The 22,068-nt window shown below is 56.2% G+C and carries 20 protein-coding genes and 1 riboswitch; of the genes, 5 read left to right on the top strand and 15 right to left on the bottom strand.

What is annotated here, in order from left to right; genetic code table 11:
* The first annotated feature begins 33 nt into the window (after nt 1–33).
* The 4 genes from DYE26_RS31840 to DYE26_RS31825 all read left to right on the top strand — a co-directional run bounded on the left by DYE26_RS31840 (nt 34) and on the right by DYE26_RS31825 (nt 5,113).
* Nucleotides 34–1,029, top strand: a complete 996-nt coding sequence (locus DYE26_RS31840) for a LacI family DNA-binding transcriptional regulator (RefSeq protein ID WP_036620770.1) — start codon at nt 34–36, stop codon at nt 1,027–1,029.
* A gap of 427 nt (nt 1,030–1,456) precedes the next feature.
* Entirely contained in the window at nt 1,457–2,896 is a 1,440-nt protein-coding gene (locus DYE26_RS31835; RefSeq protein ID WP_036620768.1) for a tagaturonate reductase, read from the top strand.
* Complete coding sequence (locus tag DYE26_RS31830; RefSeq protein WP_036620765.1) at nt 2,884–4,371, top strand: UxaA family hydrolase; 1,488 nt, start codon at nt 2,884–2,886, stop codon at nt 4,369–4,371. The genes DYE26_RS31835 and DYE26_RS31830 overlap by 13 nt, the downstream gene beginning before the upstream one ends.
* A gap of 25 nt (nt 4,372–4,396) precedes the next feature.
* Nucleotides 4,397–5,113 carry a rhamnogalacturonan acetylesterase gene (locus tag DYE26_RS31825; RefSeq protein WP_036620761.1) on the top strand — a complete coding sequence of 239 codons (717 nt, stop codon included), beginning with the start codon at nt 4,397–4,399 and terminating at the stop codon, nt 5,111–5,113.
* Nucleotides 5,114–5,211: 98 nt separating this feature from the next.
* Here the strand turns inward: DYE26_RS31825 and DYE26_RS31820 are convergent, their stop codons facing one another.
* The 9 genes from DYE26_RS31820 to DYE26_RS33700 all read right to left on the bottom strand — a co-directional run bounded on the left by DYE26_RS31820 (nt 5,212) and on the right by DYE26_RS33700 (nt 12,507).
* The gene (locus DYE26_RS31820; protein ID WP_036620758.1) at nt 5,212–5,625 is read right to left on the bottom strand and encodes a hypothetical protein; all 414 of its coding nucleotides are present in this window, start codon (nt 5,623–5,625) and stop codon (nt 5,212–5,214) included.
* Between the two features lie 64 nt (nt 5,626–5,689).
* Nucleotides 5,690–5,965, bottom strand: coding sequence for a hypothetical protein (locus DYE26_RS31815; protein WP_051985327.1), 276 nt, complete (start codon nt 5,963–5,965; stop codon nt 5,690–5,692).
* A gap of 116 nt (nt 5,966–6,081) precedes the next feature.
* Nucleotides 6,082–7,686 carry an MFS transporter gene (locus DYE26_RS31810; RefSeq protein ID WP_240534107.1) on the bottom strand — a complete coding sequence of 535 codons (1,605 nt, stop codon included), beginning with the start codon at nt 7,684–7,686 and terminating at the stop codon, nt 6,082–6,084.
* Nucleotides 7,683–8,339 (bottom strand): cysteine hydrolase family protein, encoded by a 657-nt coding sequence (locus DYE26_RS31805; RefSeq protein ID WP_036620756.1) that lies wholly within the window; start codon nt 8,337–8,339, stop codon nt 7,683–7,685. Before DYE26_RS31805 ends, DYE26_RS31810 begins: the two co-directional genes overlap by 4 nt.
* Nucleotides 8,340–8,360: 21 nt before the next feature.
* Complete coding sequence (locus tag DYE26_RS31800) at nt 8,361–9,398, bottom strand: ABC transporter substrate-binding protein (RefSeq protein WP_036620755.1); 1,038 nt, start codon at nt 9,396–9,398, stop codon at nt 8,361–8,363.
* Between the two features lie 41 nt (nt 9,399–9,439).
* A complete protein-coding gene (locus tag DYE26_RS31795) occupies nt 9,440–10,381 on the bottom strand; it encodes an ABC transporter permease (RefSeq protein WP_036620753.1) in 942 nt (313 codons plus the stop codon).
* Between the two features lie 51 nt (nt 10,382–10,432).
* On the bottom strand, nt 10,433–11,215 hold the full coding sequence (locus tag DYE26_RS31790; protein WP_036620752.1) for an ABC transporter ATP-binding protein: 783 nt from the start codon (nt 11,213–11,215) through the stop codon (nt 10,433–10,435).
* Between the two features lie 558 nt (nt 11,216–11,773).
* A complete protein-coding gene (locus tag DYE26_RS31785; protein WP_155621113.1) occupies nt 11,774–12,151 on the bottom strand; it encodes a Na-translocating system protein MpsC family protein in 378 nt (125 codons plus the stop codon).
* Between the two features lie 179 nt (nt 12,152–12,330).
* Nucleotides 12,331–12,507, bottom strand: a complete 177-nt coding sequence (locus tag DYE26_RS33700) for a hypothetical protein (RefSeq protein ID WP_155621114.1) — start codon at nt 12,505–12,507, stop codon at nt 12,331–12,333.
* Between the two features lie 583 nt (nt 12,508–13,090).
* Here DYE26_RS33700 and DYE26_RS31775 point away from each other — a divergent pair.
* Entirely contained in the window at nt 13,091–14,002 is a 912-nt protein-coding gene (locus DYE26_RS31775; RefSeq protein ID WP_082207706.1) for a M15 family metallopeptidase, read from the top strand.
* Nucleotides 14,003–14,016: 14 nt separating this feature from the next.
* On the opposite strand, the gene DYE26_RS31770 is transcribed toward DYE26_RS31775, so the two are convergent.
* From DYE26_RS31770 to DYE26_RS31745, 6 genes are all read right to left on the bottom strand, one after another.
* Nucleotides 14,017–14,973, bottom strand: coding sequence for a 3'-5' exoribonuclease YhaM family protein (locus DYE26_RS31770; RefSeq protein ID WP_036620750.1), 957 nt, complete (start codon nt 14,971–14,973; stop codon nt 14,017–14,019).
* Nucleotides 14,974–15,128: 155 nt separating this feature from the next.
* On the bottom strand, nt 15,129–16,169 hold the full coding sequence (locus tag DYE26_RS31765) for a protein-glutamate methylesterase/protein-glutamine glutaminase (RefSeq protein ID WP_036620749.1): 1,041 nt from the start codon (nt 16,167–16,169) through the stop codon (nt 15,129–15,131).
* Between the two features lie 24 nt (nt 16,170–16,193).
* Entirely contained in the window at nt 16,194–17,009 is an 816-nt protein-coding gene (locus DYE26_RS31760) for a CheR family methyltransferase (RefSeq protein ID WP_036620748.1), read from the bottom strand.
* Nucleotides 17,010–17,012: 3 nt separating this feature from the next.
* A complete protein-coding gene (locus DYE26_RS31755) occupies nt 17,013–18,842 on the bottom strand; it encodes a methyl-accepting chemotaxis protein (RefSeq protein ID WP_036620747.1) in 1,830 nt (609 codons plus the stop codon).
* A gap of 28 nt (nt 18,843–18,870) precedes the next feature.
* Complete coding sequence (locus DYE26_RS31750; protein WP_051985326.1) at nt 18,871–19,365, bottom strand: chemotaxis protein CheW; 495 nt, start codon at nt 19,363–19,365, stop codon at nt 18,871–18,873.
* A gap of 26 nt (nt 19,366–19,391) precedes the next feature.
* Entirely contained in the window at nt 19,392–21,587 is a 2,196-nt protein-coding gene (locus tag DYE26_RS31745) for a chemotaxis protein CheA (RefSeq protein WP_036620745.1), read from the bottom strand.
* A gap of 150 nt (nt 21,588–21,737) precedes the next feature.
* Nucleotides 21,738–21,826: riboswitch (cyclic di-GMP riboswitch) on the bottom strand.
* Nucleotides 21,827–22,068: the final 242 nt, after the last annotated feature.

Here is a 22,068-nt window from a genome sequence, read left to right as displayed (position 1 = left end):
CGTGAAAATTTTAATTGACGAAGAAGAGGTTGTATGGTCACGATCAAAGACATCGCACGCGTCGCCGGCGTATCGCACACCACCGTATCCCGGGCGCTGAACGGAAGTACGCTGATCAAGAAGGAAACGCGCGACAAAATCGAAAAGATCGCCGCAGAGATGAACTATGTTCCGAATGTCAACGCCAAAAGCCTGGTCATGAAAAAGTCGTATACGATCGGACTGTTTTTTTCCAGCATCGACCAAGGGACCTCGTCCAGCTTTCTCGTCGACGCCATCAAAGGCATCAACGCCGCGTTGGACGAAAATTACAGTTTGACGGTGCACGGGATCGACAGCATCCGCCACCTGGACGGCATTTCTCCGCACCGGTTTGACGGCATTCTCGTCATGAGCCAAAGCGACGCCGACAACGCCTTCATTTATCACGTTAAAAGCATGGGCATTCCGCTGGTCGTATTAAACCGGCTGCTGGAGGACCGCAGCATTCCCAATGTGGCGGCAGGCGACCGCGACGGGGTGCGGGAAGCGATCGACTACGCCCTGGCGCAAGGCCACCGCAGGCTGGCGATCATCGAAGGCAAACCCGGCTTCAAATCGTCGGCGGAGCGGAGGCAAGGTTTTCTCGACAGCCTGCTCGCCCATGGCGTCGCGATCTCGCCCGATTATATCGTCCTTGGCGATTACAGCATCGAAAGCGGGCACCGGATGATGGCCCGGCTGCTTTCCCTGCCGAAGCCGCCGTCGCTTGTGTTCTGCTCCAACGACGATATGGCGATCGGCGCGATGAACGCCTGCTTCGAACAGCGGGTGGCCGTACCGGACCAGGTTTCGCTCATCGGCTTCGACGACATCCTGTTTGCCAAATACACCAACCCGGCGCTCACGACGATCCGCAGGCCGGTTGCCGACATCGGCGAGCTCGGCATGCGCAAACTGATCGAACTGATGCAGGAACCGGACTCCCCGCCGGAGCAGCTGCTTGTTCCCACGTCGTTAATGGTGCGCGGCACGGTGGCGAAAGTTTAACGGTGAAAACCTGCAAAAGTTAGGCCACAAACTACTCTAACGGATGCCACAACCGCTATTTGTTCCTAAAACGCTGGTTTCAAATTCTAACGGATGCCACCCGCGCTTATTTCACTTAAATCAGGCTATTTTTACTGAAAAAAGGCAAATAACGCCGCTCACAACCGTTAGGATTTAGAAAAGGCTTTTTTCGGAAAATAGCGGCTACCGCAACCGATAGATTTCCGGGAGAGCTAGTTGGGGGCAGCAGTGCAAAGGTGAAAGCTTTCAGGCTCCCAGGCTCTCAGGTTTCACCAAAACGCTCGCCAACCAGATCTACGAACCAACTTACCGAATGGACGGGAAGGTTCTGAAACCAACTCAGAATTCACGCAAAATTGTTAACGTGTGCATTAAACCATACATTTCAGCTAAGGAGCGATGACGGATGGCACGATTGCTTTCCAGAACCATGTACCCGGACTTGCCTATCTATCCCGAGCGCGTGATTCAATTCGGGGAAGGCAACTTTATGCGCGCTTTTGCGGCATGGCAGCTGCAGCGGATGAACAAGCAAGGGCTGTTTCAAGGCAGCGTGGTGATGGTCAAACCCCGGAACGGCCCGGTGAGCGAGGATTTCGAAAAGCAGGACTGCCTTTATACGGTCGCGATCGACGGCATCGCCGGACAAAAAACGGTGCGGGAACGCGAAATCATCACGAGCGTCAGCCGCCTAATCAGCCCTTACAGCGACTATGAAGGCTTTTTGGCTTTGGCCGAGGACGATAATCTGGAGTTCATCACGTCCAACACGACCGAATCCGGAATCGCTTACAATCCCGTCGACACGCTGAACGACCGGCCCCCCAGCAGCTTTCCCGGCAAGCTGACGGCCCTGCTTTACCGGCGTTTCCGGCTCGGAAAAAAAGGCTTCGTCATCCTCCCCTGCGAGCTGATCGACCGCAACGGCGAAAGACTGCGGGAATTCGTGCTCCGCTACGCGGCCGATTGGCGGCTCGGCGAACCATTTGCAACCTGGCTGAACCGGGAAAATACGTTTTGCTGCACCCTGGTCGACCGGATCGTCGCCGGTTTTCCGCAGGAGCAGGCAAATGAACTGGAGCGCGAATTGGGCTATCAGGACCGGCTGATGGTGGCGTCCGAGCCGTACCTGCTTTGGGTGATCGAAGGCCCGTCCTGGCTGCCCGCGCGTCTGCCGCTCGCCCAAGCGGGATTAGATGTTATTTTCACCAAGGATCTGAAGCCTTACCGCGAACAAAAAGTCCATCTGCTGAACGGCCCGCACACAGCGATGGCTTCGCTGGGGCTGCTCGCCGGGCTGCAAACGGTGGAAGAGGTTATGAAGGACGCGGATTTTTCCGCGTTCGTGCGCCGGTTGATGGACGACGAGCTGCTGCCGGTGCTCCATTTGCCCAAACCGGAATTGCAAGCTTACGCCCGGGCCGTGCGGGAACGGTTTATGAACCCGTTTGTCCGGCATGAGCTGGCGTCGATTTATTTGAACAGCATTTCCAAATTCACAACCCGTCTGCTGCCCGTCCTGCTGCGGCATGTTCAGGAAAACCGGAAGCTGCCGAGGCTCCTTACCCTCTCCTTCGCCGCCCTGCTGCTCGGTTATCGGGGAGACCGCCTGGAGCGGAAGGACAGCCCGGAAGTGCTGGCCGTTTTTGACGAGGCTTGGCAAACCCCGGATCCGAACTTGTTCATCCGGACAATCTTGAAGAGCGAAGTCTTATGGGGATTGGACCTGTCGGACATCCCGCAGCTCGCCGAAGCCCTGAAGGACGATTTAATGCAGCTTGACCAAATGGGTTGCCGCGCCGTCCTGCGGCAGCGTTTAGGAGGAGAAATCACATGCAACGACTGATGAAAATGAACCCCCGGGACACCGTGGCGGTGGCGCTGCGCCCGATTGAAGCCGGGGAAGAAATCGCGTTTGACGCTTTGTCCGTCAGAGCCCGGGAAGCGATCCCGCAAGGCCATAAAATCGCGCTTGCCGATTTGGCGGCCGGCTCCGCCGTGATCAAATACGGTTATCCGATCGGCCGCGCGGCGGCGGATATTGCCCAAGGCGAATGGGTGCATACCCACAATTTAAAAACCGGTTTGGCCGGGGAAGAAACGTACGAATACCGGCCCGACCTCCATCCCGTCATTTATCCCAAACGCAACCTGACCTTCGACGGCTATCGCCGCCGAAACGGCAAAGTCGGCATCCGCAACGATTTGTACATCGTGCCGACGGTCGGCTGCGTCAACGGCATCGCCGAGCAGATCATCGCCGAATTCAAGGCGCTGCATCCGGACCTTGGCCCCTTCGACAATGTGACCGTGCTGAAGCACCCGTACGGCTGCTCGCAGCTCGGCGACGACCACCGGATGACTCGCAGCATCCTGCTGGACGCGGTGAGCCATCCCAATGCCGGCGGCGTGCTCGTGTTCGGCCTCGGCTGCGAAAACAACGTGGTCGCCGAATTCCGCGGCCTGCTTGGCGATATAGACGAAAGCCGGGTCAAATTCCTTGTCGCCCAGGAGGTGGAGGACGAAGCGGAAGCCGGTTTGGCGCTGCTGGAGGAGCTGTACGAAGCGGCCAAGCATGACCGGCGCGAACCGGTGCCGCTCAGCGAGCTGAACGTGGGCCTGAAATGCGGCGGGTCCGACGGCTTTTCCGGGATTACGGCCAACCCGCTGCTGGGGGCGTTCTCCGATTTTCTCATCTCCCAGGGCGGCTCGACGGTGCTGACCGAAGTACCGGAAATGTTCGGTGCCGAACACATGCTGATGGCCCGCGCCGCGAATAAGGATGTTTTTGCGCAAATCGTCGCCCTCATCAATGACTTCAAGCAGTATTTTCTGTCTCACGGCGAGCCGGTGTACGAAAATCCCTCCCCGGGCAACAAGGCCGGCGGCATCAGCACCCTGGAGGACAAATCGCTCGGCTGCACGCAAAAGGCGGGAACCGCTCCGGTCGTCGACGTGCTGCAGTACGGCGAAAAGCTGCGCAAAAAAGGCCTCAGCCTGCTCCAGGCGCCGGGCAACGATCTGGTCGCAAGCTCGGCACTCGCGGCCGCTGACTGCCAGCTCGTCTTGTTCACGACCGGGCGGGGAACGCCGTTCGGCAGCTTTGTCCCGACGGTGAAGGTGGCGACGAACAACGAGCTGTTTGCCCGCAAAGGGCACTGGATGGATTTTAACGCCGGCCCGCTGCTGGAAAAGCCGATGGAAGAAGTGCTCGAGGAATTTATCGCTTATGTGATCGCGGTAGCCAGCGGCCAAAAAACCCGCAACGAGCAAAACGAAGTGCGCGAGCTGGCGATTTTCAAAACCGGGGTTACGTTGTAAACGGGCCCGCAGGAGGAAGGTAAACATGAAAATCACCGTATTTATCGCCGGGGATTCCACGGCTGCGCTGAAAGGCGCCGCCGAGAAGCCGATGACCGGCTGGGGCGAATACCTGCAGGATTATTTCGATTCGTCCGTCCGCGTCGACAACCGCGCCGTCAACGGGCGCAGCACCAAATCGTTTCTGGACGAAGGCCGGCTCGCCGACATTGAGCGGGATCTCCGGCCGGGGGACTACCTGTTCATCCAATTCGGACACAATGACGGCAAACAGGAGGACCCCTCCCGTTACGCCGATCCGGAAGAGGCGTACCCGGGCAACCTGAAGCGGTTTATCGCCAGCGCCAGGCAGCGCGGCGGAACGCCGGTGCTGTTGACTTCGGTCAGCCGCAGGCGCTTTCTCGCGGACGGAAGCCCTGACCCCGAAGCCGTCGGGGCGTATCCCGAAGCGATGAGGCAGGCCGCCGCGGAGGCCGGAACGCCGCTGCTCGATATTTTTGCGGCATCGCAGCAGTTGTACCGGGCGCTGGGTGAGGAAGGGTCCCGCCATCTGTTTATGCATTTGCCCGAAGGGGCCCATCCCAACTATCCGGACGGCATCCGGGACGACACCCATTTTTCCGACACTGGGGCCCGCCATATCGCCAGGCTTGTGGCCAAAGCGATCAAGCATTCCCTTTCGCTGCCGGATTTGAAGCCCCATTTAAGCGGACTAGCGGAAAGAGTGCAGGAGACGAAATGAACTGACCCTGGACACTTTGGATAACGGAATGGATAACGAAATAAAGATGCCCGAGGCCGGAACCTCGGGCATATATCGTTAAAGCCATATACTAACCGTCACTGTTCAGCATAAACCGACGCCGTGTATTTAAACAAAGCATATCCCAAAAACGCATACACCGCGACCGGGATCAGAAGTGAAAGCGAAATCGCGGTAAACGGAAAAATCATCAATACCGCATTGGCCCATAGTCCGTAAGGCAAGTATTTTACGTTTTTCGAGACTAAGGTCAACCAGGCGCCGAGCAGAAAAGCGTAATTGGCCAATGATACCAGCGGAATGGTGTAGAATACCGTATGGATAAAACTGTAGCCGCCGTATGGAAGTACCGCCGCCAACAATTCATACAAAAACTTGACGCCTAACCCGCCGAACAGCAAATGAAGGGAATAGGCCTGAATCCGCGGATACCATTTAAATGACTCAAACCAGGTTCGCAGCTCGCGGAGAACCACGGAAAATTGCTGCATTTGAAATAATTCCTCCTAATCGGATGTTCGTGGACAACCTTGCACCAGGCTCCCCATCATATTTTCATTCAGACAGGCTGGCGATTTGCGCCAGGTTCCCATCGATTTCGGCCTTCAGCTTAAGAATCCGTTCCATATTTTGCGTGAACGCTTCTTTTCCGAGAGGCCAATTGCCTCCCTGCGCAGCTTCGAAAACCCGTTTGCCCATCTCCTGATATTGCTGATCGATTTGACCCTGCAGGGTGTTGTTTTGCATCTTTAGCCGGTTGACTTCCACCACCGTCTTGGCCTTGCTGCCCGCCTCGGCAACGCCCGCTTTCAGTTTATCGAAAAAATCCAATTCATTTCACCCCGCTTCCTGATACGATGCTAGATGTGAAATTTCTACATAACTCAGCAAATTCCTTCAAAAATCTTAAAAAACCTCGCCGCCGGCGAGGTTTCTCGTGGTTTATTTTAAATTTTCGATGATACCGTCTCCTTACGGCGATGTCTGCCCTGACGAACGGTGAAGAGCAGAAGCAGCAGGGAAAACAGCACCAGCACCAGGCAAATGGCAAAAACCGTATGGAAGCCGGCCAGCTCCAGCATCTGCGCCGCCCCGGCCGTTTGAGCCATTCCGGGCGTTCCGGCGCCGCCGGCCGCATTCGTCCCCGCCTTTCCCCAATCTCCCGCATTGCCCGCCCCGCCGGTGAGCAGCGCGCCGCCCGCGGCTGTCCCGAACATCATGCCGAGGTTCCGGGACAAAGCGAGCAGGCTGCTGATCAAACCCAGTTGGCCGCCGCCTGCCCGGCCCATGACAAGGCTGTTGTTCGGCGAGGTGACCATGCCCATGGAAATGCCGAGCAGGACGATCAGCGCGATCAGCAGCAGCAGCGGATGCGCCGCCGTCAAAAATCCGAGGACCGCCAGCACGCCGCCCATCGTCAGCAGCCCCGCCGCCAGCAACGGCAAAGGACCCAGCTTGTCCGACCAGCTGCCGAACACCGGGGAAGCGACGATCAGCGCGAGCGGATAGCCCATCATGATCAGCCCGGCCAACGCGGGCGGGATGCCCAGCTCGCTGCGCAGAAACACCGGCAGGACAAGCTGGGCCGAAAAGGCTGCCATATACGTGACGATGGTGATCCAGATGCCCGTATTCATCGCCCCGTCGGCAAGCAGCCGCAGGTCGATGAACGGAGAGCTTGCGCGCCCGCGAAATATTCTCCCTCCGGCCGCGCCGCCCGACCCGTTCACACGTCTAGCTTCCCACCGGGAAGAAAGGCACCAGGCGGCAAAGCCGGCCGCGCCGGCGGCGAACAGCAGCAGCAGAGCCAGTACCGCCGGAGAAAACCAGCCCCACGCGGAGCCGAGATTGATCGCCGTCACCAGCCCCGCTAAGGCGGCTGCGAACAAAAACGCTCCGGTCGCATCGATCCGCCCTTCATGCACAGGCGGATCTTTGGGAATAAACCGCTGGGCCAGCCCCCAAGCCAGGAGCGCGGCTCCGGCAAGCAGCCAGAAGCTGGTCTCCCAGGAGAACCATTGGATCAGCACGCCGCCGAGGCTGGGACCGATCATCGAGCCGGCGGCGACGAACGTGCTGATCAGGCCCAGCGCTTTGCCCCGCTTCTCCGGGGGAAACACCGAGACGATCAGCGCCATGTTCGTCGCCTGATACATCGAAGCGCCCACGCCCTGCACGGCCCGGAAGGCGAGCAGCCAGCCGAGCGACGGGGCCAGGGCGCAGCAGAGCGCCCCAAGGGCAAAACAGAAGTACCCGAGGTTGTGTACGGTCCGCCTGCCGAACGTATCGCCAAGCCGCCCCATGATCGGCAGCAGCACCGAGATGACAAGCAGATATGCCGTAACGATCCATTGCGCGACAGCCATGTTCACCCCAAAGTCATGAGCGATGTCCACCAACGCGATATTGAACAGACCGGCGGAAAGATTGGACAAGAAAGCCCCGGTGCAAATGATGTATTGAACGAGCAGGCGCCGCCTGCTGTTCAGCGGGGGGTTCCCCAAAGGGCGGCCTGCGGCGGCCTTGCTTTTTTGCAGCGCTGCTTCCGTCACCGTTGTTTCGCGACCTTCAGCAGCATTTCCGGCGCTTTCCGTTCCCGCTCCCAGAGAGCAATGACGCTTCCGGACTCCGTTACATCGCCAAAATACCCTCTGATGTTTTCCATCGTCATTTCATGAGCCTCCTTGGAGTAAGAAGCGCAGGCGTCGCTGAGCAATACGATGTGGTAATCGAGCATAAACCCGTCCCTCGCCGTCGATTCCACGCAAACGTTGGTGCTGACCCCGGTCATGATCAGGGTTTCGATTTTTTGGCTGCGCAGCACGGAATCGAGCCGCGTATTGACAAACGCGCTGTAGCGGTGTTTGTTCACCACCGTTTCGCCCGGCTCGGGGGCGACTTCATAGAAGCCGGCCCCCCAGGTGCCCGTCCGGCACACCTCCAGCGACCGTCCGTTCGAGCGGGCTTTCCAGGCCGCGGAATCGGTCGCTTCTTCATGGAACGTCTGGATAAATATGACCGGAACTTCATAACGTCTGGCCGCCGCCAGCAGGCGATGCAGGTTCGGCATCATCCCGCGCACGCCGCTGACGTCGCTTCCGACCTTGGCCAGCGCCCCTTCCGGATGACAGTAATCGTTCTGCACATCGACGACTAAAACGGCCGTACGGCTGTGCAGAAGCTTTTGTTCCAGATTGTTGTCCACGAATCCTCACCCCGCAATCGTTTATTTGGATTTGTTCACAAACTGCATGTCCACCAATTGGTCATAAGCATAATCGCCTTTAAAAATGCCGGTTTTGATCAGCACGTCCATATCTTGCTTAACGGCCGCCTCCGTAATAAACCCGTCCCGGCTCCACAAGCTGTCCTCATACGCCCGGTCAAGCGAAGCCTGGATCGCCTCGTCCGACAGCGTCGGGAACTCGGCTTTCATATTTTTTTGCGCCAGCTCCTTGTCGTTGTTGACGGCGTTCAGCGCTTCTTTGATCGCATCGACGAATTTTTGCACCGTTTCCGGATCGTTTGCAATCGTCGATTTTTTGACGCTCAGCACCGAATAGGAGAAATCGCCGAAATCGTGGAACTTGTAAAACGGCTCGCCCCATACGTCTTTGGAGATCCCGTCGCTGATTTGCGGTTCGGCGCCGTTGCCGATATCGGCCGCGCCCTGCTGCACCATCGTTACCACGGTCGACGCGTCGGCCGGTTCCAGCAGGGTGACGTCTTTTTCCGGATCAAGCCCCAAATACAGCAGCAAATAACGGATCAGCAGATTCGGGGTTCCGCCGTGGCGCCCCGCGTTGATTTTTTTCCCTTGGAAAAATTCCTTCAGATCGGCTTCTGAGCCGCTTTTGGGCGCCAGCCCTTTTTTCGCGACCAGGTACACGTTGGCCCGGTTGACGACATTCACGACCGACACGATCGGGTCGGAGTTTTTGTTGTTGGCCAGCGCATTGGACTCCGTGCCGCCGATAACGCCCCAGGCGTCGCCGCTGACGACGGCGGTCACGTGCGCCCCGCCGGACGCCTGGATCACCTCCACATCGAGCCCGCGTTTTTGGAAGTAGCCTTCCCGCTGAGCCAGGTAAAGCGGTAAATACCCTGTGGAATGGACCGGCTCGGCGATGACGATCTTTTTGAGTTTTTCCCCGCCGGGCGCGGCTTCCGCCGTCGGCTCGTCCTTCTTGCCCCCGCATCCGGCGAGCAGTCCGCCGGCCAGCGCCAAAGCCAGCAGCAGCGGCAATGTGATTCTTTTCTTCATACGGTTTCCCCCTCAAGTTGAATGGATAACGGTGCGATGCACTACCTCACGCCAAGTCCCTTTGACAGTCCTTTTTCCAGCAGCACCACGCCCCAATACATGACCATGGACAGCGCCGACAGCACGACCACGCCGACCCACACGAGATTGATGTCGAGAATCGTGCCGGCATACATGATCATCCGGCCGACGCCCTGGCTGGAGGCGATAAACTCGCCGACGATCGCTCCCGCCAGCGCGAGCGCAATGTTGATGCGCAGGCTGCTGATGATCCACGGCATCGACCACGGAATCACCACTTTGGTGAACACCTGCATCCGTTTGGCGCCCAGCGAATACATCAGCTTTTCCATGTCCGGATCAACGCTTTTGACCCCGCTGTAAGCCGATAGGGCCGCCACGACGACTGTCATCGAAAAAGCGAGCGCCACTTTGGAAAAAAAGCCGATCCCGAGCAAAATGACGAGCACCGGGGCCAGCGCCAGCTTCGGCATGGCGTTCAGGACGATCAGGTAAGGTTCGCTGATGCCGGCATAGCTCTTTGACCACCAGAAGGAGAGGCCGAGCAGCGCGCCAAGCAGCGTCCCGAACACGAAGCCAAGCACGGTGGAGCCGGACGTGTAGATGATGTCGGAAAGCAGCGTGCCTGCCGTCAACTGTACCCAAGTCGTTTGCAAAATAACGCTCGGGCTGCTCCAGTAATAAGGATCAAGCCAGTCAAGCCGGGTAAACACCTCCCATACGACAAACAACAGGACCGCCACGGCAAATCTGCCCCAGCCGATCACGCGGGCCCGCCTCCGGGCGGCCGCTTCCTCATCGTGGATCAGCGGAGCGGAACGGGACGCGGCCTGCGCCTTGGCCGCTTTCGCCGCTTTGGCCGCCCTTCCCTCTTTTTCCGCCTTTCCCGCAGCACCCGCCGTCTCCGCCGCATCCGCCGGCAGCGCCTGAACCACAAAAGCCGATTTTCGTACCGTTTCCATCGTAGAATCGCCTCCTAAATCTCCTGGATAAATGTGATATGCTAAGCTCGGCTATAAAGCGATGTCCTCTTCCGCGTGCCCCGCCGCAAGCTCATCAAGCAGATGATGCTTGAGCTCCATAAAATCCGGCGAGGTCATGTCTTCCGTCTTGCGCGGACGCTCCATCGTGACCGTAATTTTCGACTTCACGCGCCCGGGGCGCTGGGAAAATACGTAAATGTCGTCGGACAAATAAATCGCCTCGTCGATGTCGTGCGTGACGAACAGCACCGTTTTGCCGAAGTCCGTCCAGATTTGCAGCAGCCAGTTTTGCATCGTCAGCCGGGTTTGCGCGTCCAGCGCGCCGAAGGGCTCGTCCAGCAAAATGATGTCGCGGTCGTACAGCAGCGTCCTGAGCAGCGCCGCCCGCTGCCGCATGCCTCCCGACAGCTCCTGCGGATAATGCTTGTCAAACCCCTTCAGCCCGTACTTCTCCATCAAAGGCAAGGCCCGCTCTGCGGCCTCCTTGCACGGAACGCCGCGCACCTCCATGCCGAGGATGATGTTGTCCAGAATCGTCCGCCACGGCAGCAGCATGTCTTTTTGCAGCATATAGCCGACATAACCCGTTTTACCGACGATATTGCGCCCGTCCGCGATCACCTGCCCGGTCGAGGGCGGAATCAGGCCGGCGATAATGTTGAACAAGGTCGACTTTCCGCATCCGCTCGGACCGATCATGCTGACGAACCGGCCCTCCTCGATCGTCAGACTCGTTTCCCGCATGGCGGGAATCTCCTGACCGTTTCGGCGAAACCATTTGCTGACCCCGGAAATTTCGATTTTCGGCTGCATGCTCCCCATCCTCCTTAAAGTGCAAATCTTTTTTGGGCTCAAAACCGAGATCAGTGCTTGACAAAATAAATTATGATAGCGTTCGTGTCCTGGTATCCCTGCACGCTGCTTTGCACGATTATCCCTCTTGTTCAGGGGGCAGAGGGGGGGGGGCTGATTACGGCCCTTTCATTTTTCACGGTGTCTTGCCCCATTCCTCCCGCCAGGTCTGCTTCACTTCTCCTAAATCTCCTTCTCACAAACCTGTCTAACGATCTCGAAATTAACGATCTCGAACATGTCTGCTTCTCCCAAACCTTTTTTCCTCTCCTGAATTTATCTTCCTCTCTGCTGCCGGATCAAACGGGATAATCGTGCAAAGCGTCCGGACAGCGGATGTTGATCTGCCGATATTGCTTGCCACGATCGCTTACCGGCCTTCCCTGTCAAGCGCTGATTATTAAGGTTGAGCCCTTTTTTTAATAGCAAATTCGGGTACAAAAAAATCGCCAGCCCAGGTCCGCAGGCGCATCCTTCGATGCGCCCACGAGTCCAAACTGACGATTAACCGGCTCTCCGCTACCGGAGTTCCGGCGGTTCCTTCAGATAATGCTCCACGTCGCGATCCAAGACCACGATCGTACCGGAAAATTCGGTCTCGGCATCGTAATCTTTGAGTACTGCGACAATATTCAATTGAAATTGCTGCTCAAGCGCCGCCTTGATTTCCCGCTTAAAGACCTGAAACAGCAAATAATCGAGCTGTCTTGTCGAAAAACGGTACTCCTCGTCCAAAAGCTTCAACACCGGGACTCGTCCATTTAAGGAGACGATCACGATTTTGTTGCCGACGAAATCCACCTTTTGCTGTTTTACACCCACGTTAAAAATCCGCTTATTGATCGCGTTGTAAATCCTCAAAATTTCCTGCTTCAGTTCGCCCGCCGAAGTAATCATCCCCACACCCCATTTCATGTAAGATAATATGTCATATTAATCGGGTGCGATCCTTAAAACGATGAATCTTGTGTTTAATTATAGGCGATTCCGAGGACTTGTCAATATATTTATGTCAAAAAAAATAACATATTTTTATATATGTTATTTAACATTACATACATATAACATTATCCGCTTTATCCCGAATATTCCGATAGCTTGTCGATTTCCCGGTACAACTGCTCCGCTTCCACGACCAGCCCGGGCTGGCCCAGCCTGATCGACATCGCGAGCAGCCGGTCCGCCTTCTGCTTCAACCGCTTCATCTCCACCAAAACAGCCTCTTTGTCCGTTCCCAGAGAAGAACCATTCACACGCGATAACCCCTTTCCAAAAAATTCCCAATCATCTCATCTTCTTTCAATTTACCGCATTTTGCATTAATGGCATTTTCAAGGAGTTTTGAATTGGCTTCTTTTCTGGGGGGACAACCGCCAAAACCATGAGCATGAAAATGTAAGCGAACATGGGAGCGGACCGCGCCTCAGCGATTATCTGAGGAACGGCCCGCGCATGGTTCCCGGCCTCTTTCATAATCCCAAGCATGCACATGCCAAAAGCTGATTTTCCCGATCCTGATCTTTGCCAAGACAATCCCTCCTACGAGAATATAATAGAACTTTCTTTCGTGGTAGTGATCAAAGTCTCACATCCCGCGCCTCACTTCAAGTAGGCTGTACGCCCTTATCCGCATGCATTAAAATAGAAGTAAATACGCCCTAAGGAGGTCTGCCATGAGCGAAAAGAAGCAGGACAAGCAGCGCACTTTCGTCAAAGAAACTCCAGGCAGCTATTGGATCGAAGGGCGATTCGAAATTATCGGAGGCGTATGAAGAAATGAAGAAAATTACGTCATTATGCTTCCCCATTGAAAGCAGACACGAAAGGAGCCATACAATGTTTTCCCGTAACCGCAATTCTACCGATCCCTATACTTCCGTCCAACCTCAACCTCGCGCGAGTGTGTACCGATTTGCCCGGCGAAGCCTGCGGCGGACTATCCTGCTTGGCCTGTCCGCCCTGCTGCTGTTGATCAGCTGGAATACCGCCGGAACCGGGAAAAGCGCGGCAAGTCCGGACCGAGCCGCAGCCGCGCAAGTGGAAACGGCCCCGCCCGGTTCGCCGCAAGACGGACTGTCCCCGGGTACATCGCCGGACGCATCACAAGACAAATCTATCGAAAAGCTGAATCAACTGCCCAAAGGAAAAGGATTCGTCTATCTCGATGAAGTGATCCCGGATGCGGTTTACGACATCCGCTATTATACCGGGGACAACTTTATCGGCGAGCGGATCGACGGATATAACGCCCCTTTTGCCATATTAACCTTAAGGGCGGCCCGCGCTTTAAAAAAGGTCAACGACGATTTGGAGAAGCAGGGCTACCGGCTCAAGATCATCGACGCCTACCGCCCGCAAAAAGCGGTCGACCATTTCATCGCCTGGTCCAAAAAACCGCAGGACACACTGATGAAAGAGAAATTTTACCCCGACGTCGACAAGAAAAACCTGTTCAAACTCGGCTACCTCTCTTCCAAATCCGGACATTCCCGCGGCAGCACGGTCGATCTGACCATGGTGTACAAACGGACCGGGGAAGAAGTCGATATGGGCGGCCGCGTCGATTTCCTGGGGGCGATTTCCGCGCACGGAGCCAAAGGGCTGACCAAGGAGCAGCGCAAACACCGCTACATCCTGAAGACCGCGATGGTCAAGCAAGGTTTTAAACCGTACAGCAAAGAATGGTGGCATTACACGTTAAAAAACGAACCTTACCCTTCGACCTATTTCGATTTTGATGTGGAATAACAGGGTCTTAGACGTCACCACTTCAAGCGGTAGATCGCCTTGTTCTCCAAACCGCGGATGAACGGCGTCCACTCCTCGGTTTCCGGCGTCGTATTCAACGCGTCCTCCACCATTTGCAGCTTGGCGTCCAGCGCATCGATATGGTGCAGCGCGACCGCTTCCGCCATTTGCGGCTGCACCGGGCTGCCCCATTCGCCCAGGTTGTGGTGCGAGAGCACCAAATGCTGCAGCCCCAGCACCTTCGGCGAATCGGGATCGATGCCAAGACGGATCGCCGCCTCGGTGATCCAGCTCGAGGCCATCGCGATATGCCCGACCAGCTTGCCCTGCACGCTGTATTCGGACACGATGCCGAGCTGCGCGACCATCTCCTCCGGCTTGGCGATGTCGTGGAGTATAATGCCCGCCTTCAGCAGATCGCGGTTCAGGAACGGCCGCTGCCGGCACAGAAAATCGCCGATTTCCAGCATCCGCACCATATGGTAAGCAAGCCCGCCGAAATAGGCGTGATGGTGCGTTTTCGCCGCCGGGTAATGGGACAGCTTCTCCTTCACCTTGCCGACGCAATACCGGACGATCTCGCGAATTTCGTCGTCGTCGATGTCCGCGATAACCGATTGAATCGTATAAATCAGATCGTCCGGCGAAATCGGCGCGGAGCGGATAAAATCCGTGAGCGTCACACCATCCTCCGCTTTGGCCGGGCGGATTTGCATGATTTTGACCTGCAGCTTTTCCCGGTAGGTTTGCACAACCCCGCGTACCTTCACGAGCCCCATCGGAAAAAACGTCTCCTTGTCCGTCTGCGAAGCGTCCCAAAATTTCGCCGGCATCTCCCCGGTTGCGTCGCATAATACGATGTCCAAATAGTCCTTAGGCGGATTGGCGTTCGTCTGCTTCACTTCCAGCTCCTTGAGCAAATAGAAGCCGACGAATTCATCCTGGTTCTTGAGCTGCTTGATTAAAGTCACTTCCAAATTCCTCCCCCAAATGATACATCCATTATACTACGGGATCGGGTAACCGGCATGGAGCAAAAAAAAGAGCCCTCCCGTCACCCGGGAGGAACTCTCTGCCTTAATGCGTCCGGCGTAGGCAAAACGCCGCCCGGCCACGCCTTTGCGCTTTATTGGTCCGCCGCCTCGACCACCGCCGAACATAACGCCCGCGCCATCCGCTCCAGCGAAACCTGCTTATCGACCGCGCCCAGCTCATAAGCAACCTTAGGCATGCCGTATACAACGGACGACGGCTCATCCTGCCCAAGCGTGCGGGCGCCCTTACGGCGCATGGACAGCAGCCCTTTGGCGCCGTCGTATCCCATGCCGGTCAGAATCACGCCAACTGCCCGGGAGCCGCATTCCTTGGCCGCCGATTCGAACAGCACGTCAATCGCCGGACAATGCCCGTTGATCTTATCGCCTTCGAAGCATTCGACCTTGAACCGGCCGCCCAGCTTGCGAAGGCGCATATGCCGGTCTCCGGGCGCGATCAGCACTTTTCCCGGTTCCACGATATCCCCCGCTTCCGCCTCCTTGACCGTAAATTTCGTGCTGTGATTCAAGCGGTCGGCAAACATTTTGGAAAACAACGGCGGGATATGCTGTACGATCACCATGCCCGGAAACGCCGAAGGCAGCTGTTTCAAAATATACGAAATGGCCTCCGTCCCCCCGGTTGATGCGCCGATGGCTATAATGCGGTCGGAGTTGAACGTCTGCTCCGGGATGTTGCCGGTTCCGGCGGGTCGGAACCCGGGCCGCGAAACATTCGTGACGGCGGCGATCTTCACCTTCTCAATCAATTCCCGGATAAACAGCTCCACGCTCCTGGGCGACCGTGGATCCGGCTTGCCGACAAAATCGACGGCCCCGGCGTTCATGGCCTCAAACACGGCGTCGCTGATCGTGCTCACCACGATGACGGGCAAAGCGTATTGCGGAAGCAGGCGGCGGATAAATTCGATCCCGTTCATCTTCGGCATTTCCACGTCGCAGATCATCACGTCCGGGCGAAGGCTGACGATTTGGTCGCGGGCGTCGAACGGATCAACCGCTTTTCCGACAATCTCGATATTCGGATCCGATGAAAGCCCCAGGGAGAGCACTTCCCGGTACATCATGGAGTCATCAACGATCAGCACGCGCAATTTCCTGGGTACTCCCATACGATCTCCTCATTTTCACAAAGCTTATTCTTTACGATAAACTGCGGGCATCACGTATTTGAACGGCGTCGTTTCCCGCTGCAGCGATTCGGAATGGCCGATGAACAAATAGCCGCCCGGCTCCAAATGCCTGTAAAACTTGTCCACCAAAGCCTGCTTGGTAGGCGCATCGAAATAGATCATGACGTTCCGGCAAAAAATGACGTGAAACTTCCGCTTAAAAGGAAACGCCGGTTCCATCAAATTGAATTTGCGGAAAATAACCTCTTTTTTTAATTTATCGGATACGACGCTGTGCATTTGATCCACCCCGGTGAAATATTTCATTCGCCAGGCGGGAGGAAGAACGGCGATATCTTCATTGGCGTAAACGCCTCTCTGCGCTTTGTCCAAAATTTGCCGCGAAATATCGGTCGCCAGCACCTGCGAATCCCACAGCGGCTTGTTCCGGGCAAAATATTCATCCATCAGCATCGCCAGCGTATAGGGTTCCTCCCCCGAGGAGCACCCCGCGCTCCAAACGCGGAGGTCCTTGTCCTTCACCGTGGCTTCCAGGTAAGGGAGCACCTTGTCGCGAAAAAACTGAAAATGATCGTTTTCCCGCATAAAAAACGTGTGGTTCGTCGTGATTTTGTCCACCAGCGTCATGACCGCCTCTCCGGTTCGGTCGGAGACGATATATTCGAAATAGGCCTTAAAGCTGGTGAAGTTTTTGCTCATCAATACGTTGTTCAGCCTGCCCATCACCAGCGCCTGCTTCTCTTCCTTGAGATGAATCCCGTAATGGAGCCGGATGTAATCCGACAGCTGCCGAAACTCCTGGTTCGTAATGCGGACCATACCTCAATATTTACCGAATTCCGAGTCGCTGAGGAGAATCTTGGGCACCGCGGAAGCGCCGGAAGGCTCGTGATTCCGCTCTTTTGGACCCATGTTTTCCAGGACGCGAAGCACTTCGGGATTCAATTCCTCGAGGCTGCCGTTGTATCCCGCAAAACCTCCGTATCCGCTGCGCTTCAGCTTAAACTGCGCAACCTGCTGCTTCAGGAGAGCCGCCTGGCTGGACAGCTCCTCGCTGGCGGCGGCGCTTTCCTCCGAGGTCGCCGAGTTGGTTTGGATGACCTGGGACACCTGCGAGATGCCTTGGTTGATTTGCGTGATCGCGGCCGCCTGCTCCGTCGAGGCCATCGCGATATCGCCAACCAGGTTGGCCACCTTTTCGATGTCGCCCACGATCGACTGCAGCGCTGCGGCCGTCTGGTCGGCGATTCTCGTGCCTTCCTGCACTTTGTCGATCGAGCCTTCGATCATATCCGTCGTTTCCTTGGCCGCATTCGCCGAGCGGGCCGCAAGGTTGCGGACCTCCTCCGCCACGACGGCGAAGCCTTTGCCGTGCTGGCCGGCCCGGGCGGCTTCCACGGCGGCGTTGAGCGCCAAAATGTTCGTCTGGAAAGCAATTTCGTCGATGACTTTGATGATTTTCGAAATGTTGCTGGAAGCGTCGTTGATTTCGCGCATCGCCGCCAGCATGTCCTTCATCTGCTCGTTGCCCTGGAGCGCGCTGTTTTTCGAATCGGCCGCGAGCTTGTTCGCTTCGTTCGCGTTTTGCGCGTTCAGCTTCGTCTGCGAGGAGATCTCCTCCAGCGAGGCGGTCAGTTCCTCGACCGAGCTGGCTTGCTCGGTGGCCCCTTGCGACAGCGCGATGCTGGAATCGGACACCTGCTTCGAGCCGGAAGCCACCTGGTCCGCGGCCGTATTGATGCTGGTCAATATCTCGTTGTTGCGTTCGATCATTTCCTGGATTTTTTTACCCATCAGATCGTTTTCCGACCTTACCTTCACCTGCACGGTCAGATCCCCGCTCGCCACCATCTCCACCGCCTGGGCCTGCTCGCGGATGCTGGCGATCATGCGGGCAAACGACAACATCAATTGACCGATCTCGTCCTTGCTCTTCGTCTCCACGTTGATGTTTACATTGCCCAGCGCCAGCTCATCGGCCGCCTCGGACAGCTTGCGGATCGGCTTCGTGATGCCGAGGACGATCAGGAAAGCCAGGCCGATGGCGATCAGCGTCATAACGATAATGATCGTAGTCATGATGGCGACCGTGCCGGCGTAAGCTTTATCGCCATCGTCGCTCGCTTTTTGCGAATTCGTTTGATTGTATTTCACCAAATCGAGCAAAGCGTTTGAAGCCTGATCGAATTCCTTCTCGGAGGTTCCGCTCATGAGCTCCAGCGCTTCGGCCTCTTTATGCTGATCGACCAATCCGATGATTTGGTCGCTGATCTGCAAATAACCGGCCCACTCCTGTTTAAACACGTTATACAGCCGGGCGGCCTCTTCGTCGTTTTGGGTCTGCTCCTCGTAACCGGTCATCAGCTGCTGCAATTCCTGGACTTTATTATTTAAACGCTCTTTCATCTCTTTCAATCCCTGCGGGTCGTTCTCCGCCAAAATAATCCGCAATTCGGTGGTCCGGTAATCGGAAGTGGCCGTGTTCATGACATGGGCCGCATCCATCGCCGGGAGCCATGTATCGCTGATGACCGTGGACTGCTGATTCACTTGGTTTAACGAATTGATCGAATACACTCCGAGGCCGACCAGGGAGAGAACCAAAAGACTAAAGGACAGGATTAATCTTGCTTTGATCGTTAGCTTCATCATTTTCCATAACCCCCGTTGCGGTTTTCGTTTACAGTTGACTTAAATTTTCCGCTTCATCATGATGAAGCAGCTTGTCGCCGTCCAGCAGCAGCTTGACTTCGCCGCCGACTTTTCCGACCCCTTTGATAAAACCTTGCTGGCTGCCGCTTTTGATCTCCGGCGGAGGAACGATATCCTCTTCCGCAATCGTGACGACCTCGGCGACGCTGTCGACGATCAGCCCGATCGAAATGTCCTTCATATCCACGACGATGATGCAGGTCCGGTCGTTATACTCCCGGAACGGCTTTTTGAAGCGCAGCCTCACGTCCATGACCGGAATGATTTTGCCGCGCAAATTGATGATGCCGCGGATATGCTCCGGCAACTCCGGCACCTCGGTAATCGCCTGGATGCCGATGATTTCGGTGACGAATTTGATTTCGATGCCGTAAACATCGCTCCCGATCATAAACGTGAGGAACTTTCCTTTCTGCGTGTCGTCGTCCTGCTCCAGCGGCAGGCTTGCCTCTTGATTCGCCATGTCTCCCTCTCCTTTGCTTGGTTGTCCTATGATGCCGATGCCTTGACGAGTCCCCCGACATCGAGGATCAGGCTGATGCTTCCGTCCCCGAGCATCGTGCAGCCGGCCAAGCCCCCGATGTTCCGGATTTTACGGATATACGCCGGCAAGCTCTTGACCACAACCTGCTGCTGCCCGAGCAATTCGTCGGCAAAAACGCAAAACGGCGTGCCGTCCTGCTCCACCATGATCAAAATCCCGTCTTCCATCGCGGTAATCTCGGTCTTGACCTTATAGCGTTCGTAAAGGCGCAGTACTCCGTAGCACTGCCCGCGCACCATGACCATTTCGTTGCCGTCGGGATCGGTGACCACGCTGCCGGGGGCGGCGCGGAACGATTCCTTGATCGCCGTCGTCGGGATCGTATATCTCGCCTTCCCCACCTTCACGTTCATGCCGTCGATAATCGCCAGCGTCAGCGGAATGCGGATCGTAATCGTCGTTCCTTCGCCTGCCGCGCTGTCCACCGACACATTCCCGCCAACGCTTTCGATATTGCGCATCACGACATCCATGCCGACCCCGCGCCCGCTATACTCGGTAATGACCTCTTTCGTGGAGAAGCCGGGGAGAAAAATCAAGTTGTAAATCTCGCGGTCGCTCATCTCCGATTCGTCCTTGAACAGCATTTGCCGCTCGCGGGCGCGCTGTAAAATTTTCGCTTTGTTCAGCCCCCTGCCGTCGTCGCGCACGATAATGAACACCTCGTTGCCGACGTTTTTCGCTTCAAGGGTCAACGTCGCGGATTCTTCCTTGCCCGCTGCCAGGCGTTCCTCCGGCGTTTCGATGCCGTGGTCGATCGCGTTCCGTACAAGGTGCATGATCGGATCGGAGATGTGCTCGATGATGTTTTTGTCCACTTCCGTATCCTCGCCAAGCAGTTCCAAGCGGACTGATTTATCCTGTTTTCTGCACATATCCCGTACGATGCGGTTCATTTTTTGGAACGTATTAACCAGCGGCACCATGCGGATCGACATCACCTTGTCTTGGATTTCGCCGGTGATCTTCCGCAGATGCCGGGCGGCCTTCTGAAACTGTTCAAGCTCCAGTCCGGCTAATTCCGGGTTTTGCGTGACCATCGATTCGGCGATGACGAGCTCGCCGACCAGGTCCATCAACTCGTCGAGCTTGGCCAAATTCACGCTGATGAAACTGGAATGCTGCGAGGCATTAGCTCTGGCAATATCCTGCGTTTTGGCCTCCGGCGGCTGCGAAGTGCGGGCAGCCGCTCCCGGCACCTGGGAGGGTTCGGCGGCGCCCGGCTCGGAAGGGGAGGCAGGTGCGGCGTCCGTAGAAAGTGCTGCTGCGTGCGCTGCAGAATGTGCCGCCGTAGACTCTCCTGTTCGCGCTTCCGCTTCGGGTATCGGCTGAAGCGTCTCTGCCGCGGCGGCCGTCTCTGCCTCAGGCTCTGCCCGGCTTTGTTCCGGCAAATTGATCATTTCCAAATGCTTTAAGGATGGCGCCTGCGACAGGTAAGCAGCTACCGTGTCCGCGGATTCGCCGTTCCGGAACAGAATTTGGAAGCCCTGCTCTCTTATGAGCGAGGCTGTTTCGGGATTTTCGGCAATGTCCTCGGGCCAGTAGGCGAAATGCTCGGTCATTTCCTGCAGGCTGTGAACGACTTGATATGCCCGAACATTCTCCATGTTGTAATCGTCATCAAAATAAAGAACGGCTTTTAAATGAGCGTCGGAGGGGGAGACCTCACCATCCTGACGTTTGCCGGTTTCGGGGCCTTGAAGAGGGGAAACTGCCGGCCCGGCATGCTGTGCGGCTTTTAGTTCTTCCAAATATCCGGTAATGCTGCTTTTCAGCGAAGATGCGTCCCCGTCGGGAGAATCGCCCTGCCTGATCTTATACAGCTCAAGCTTAATGAAATCGCCGCCCTGCAGCACCAGCTCGGACAACGCCGTGCAATCGGCCAAGCGGGGCTGATGTTCGCGGATAAACGCAAACAGATCTTCCATGATGTGCGACAAAGCCGCGATGTTATCGAAATTCATCATCGTGGAGGAGCCTTTGATCGTGTGCATAATACGGAAAATGTCGTGGATGGCGGCGGACGGAAAAGCGTTAAGCTCTTCGCATTCCAGGATGATCTGTTCCAACTGCTCGAGCAGTTGCGAATTCTCGTGAAGATAGACCTCTAATAACGGATCGCTATTCTCTCGTTCTGCCATAAACTATCTCCCCGTTTTACATAATTCGACATTATTGATGTTTATTCGACAAATTTCAGACATAAAAAAACTCCTTCTTCATGAACCTTCTAGCGAAGAAAGAGAACCCGAAGAAAGAGAACCCGAAGAAAGAGAGGACGCCTATCCAACTATAGAAACCCGGCTGCCGTAGCTGTTGCTGGTACTTTAGGCCCGTGGCTTTGCGTCCTTGTCTTTCGGCAAGTTTGCCCTTCTAGTCTTTGCTATTTTTTAGTTGGTTTCATACTAACACGCCAGAGCAGATTGTGTAAATACTAAAAAACGGTCGATCTGAGCCGTGAGAAAGCCCGATTGACCGGCGGAATATGCAGCCGTTTTTCGAGCCGGAATCACGGCCAGGCCTTAGGTAATCCGACGCAGTTCGGGGCAGTGTTAAGGAACTTCAGTGACAGCTTCAGGTCAGCTTCAGGGCGGATTCAGGGCGGATCAGCGAAGCCACAAA

Source organism: Paenibacillus macerans, assembly GCF_900454495.1.
In the GTDB taxonomy this organism is placed as follows: Bacteria; Bacillota; Bacilli; order Paenibacillales; family Paenibacillaceae; genus Fontibacillus; species Fontibacillus macerans.
This window is presented reverse-complemented; position numbering and strand designations above follow the sequence as displayed.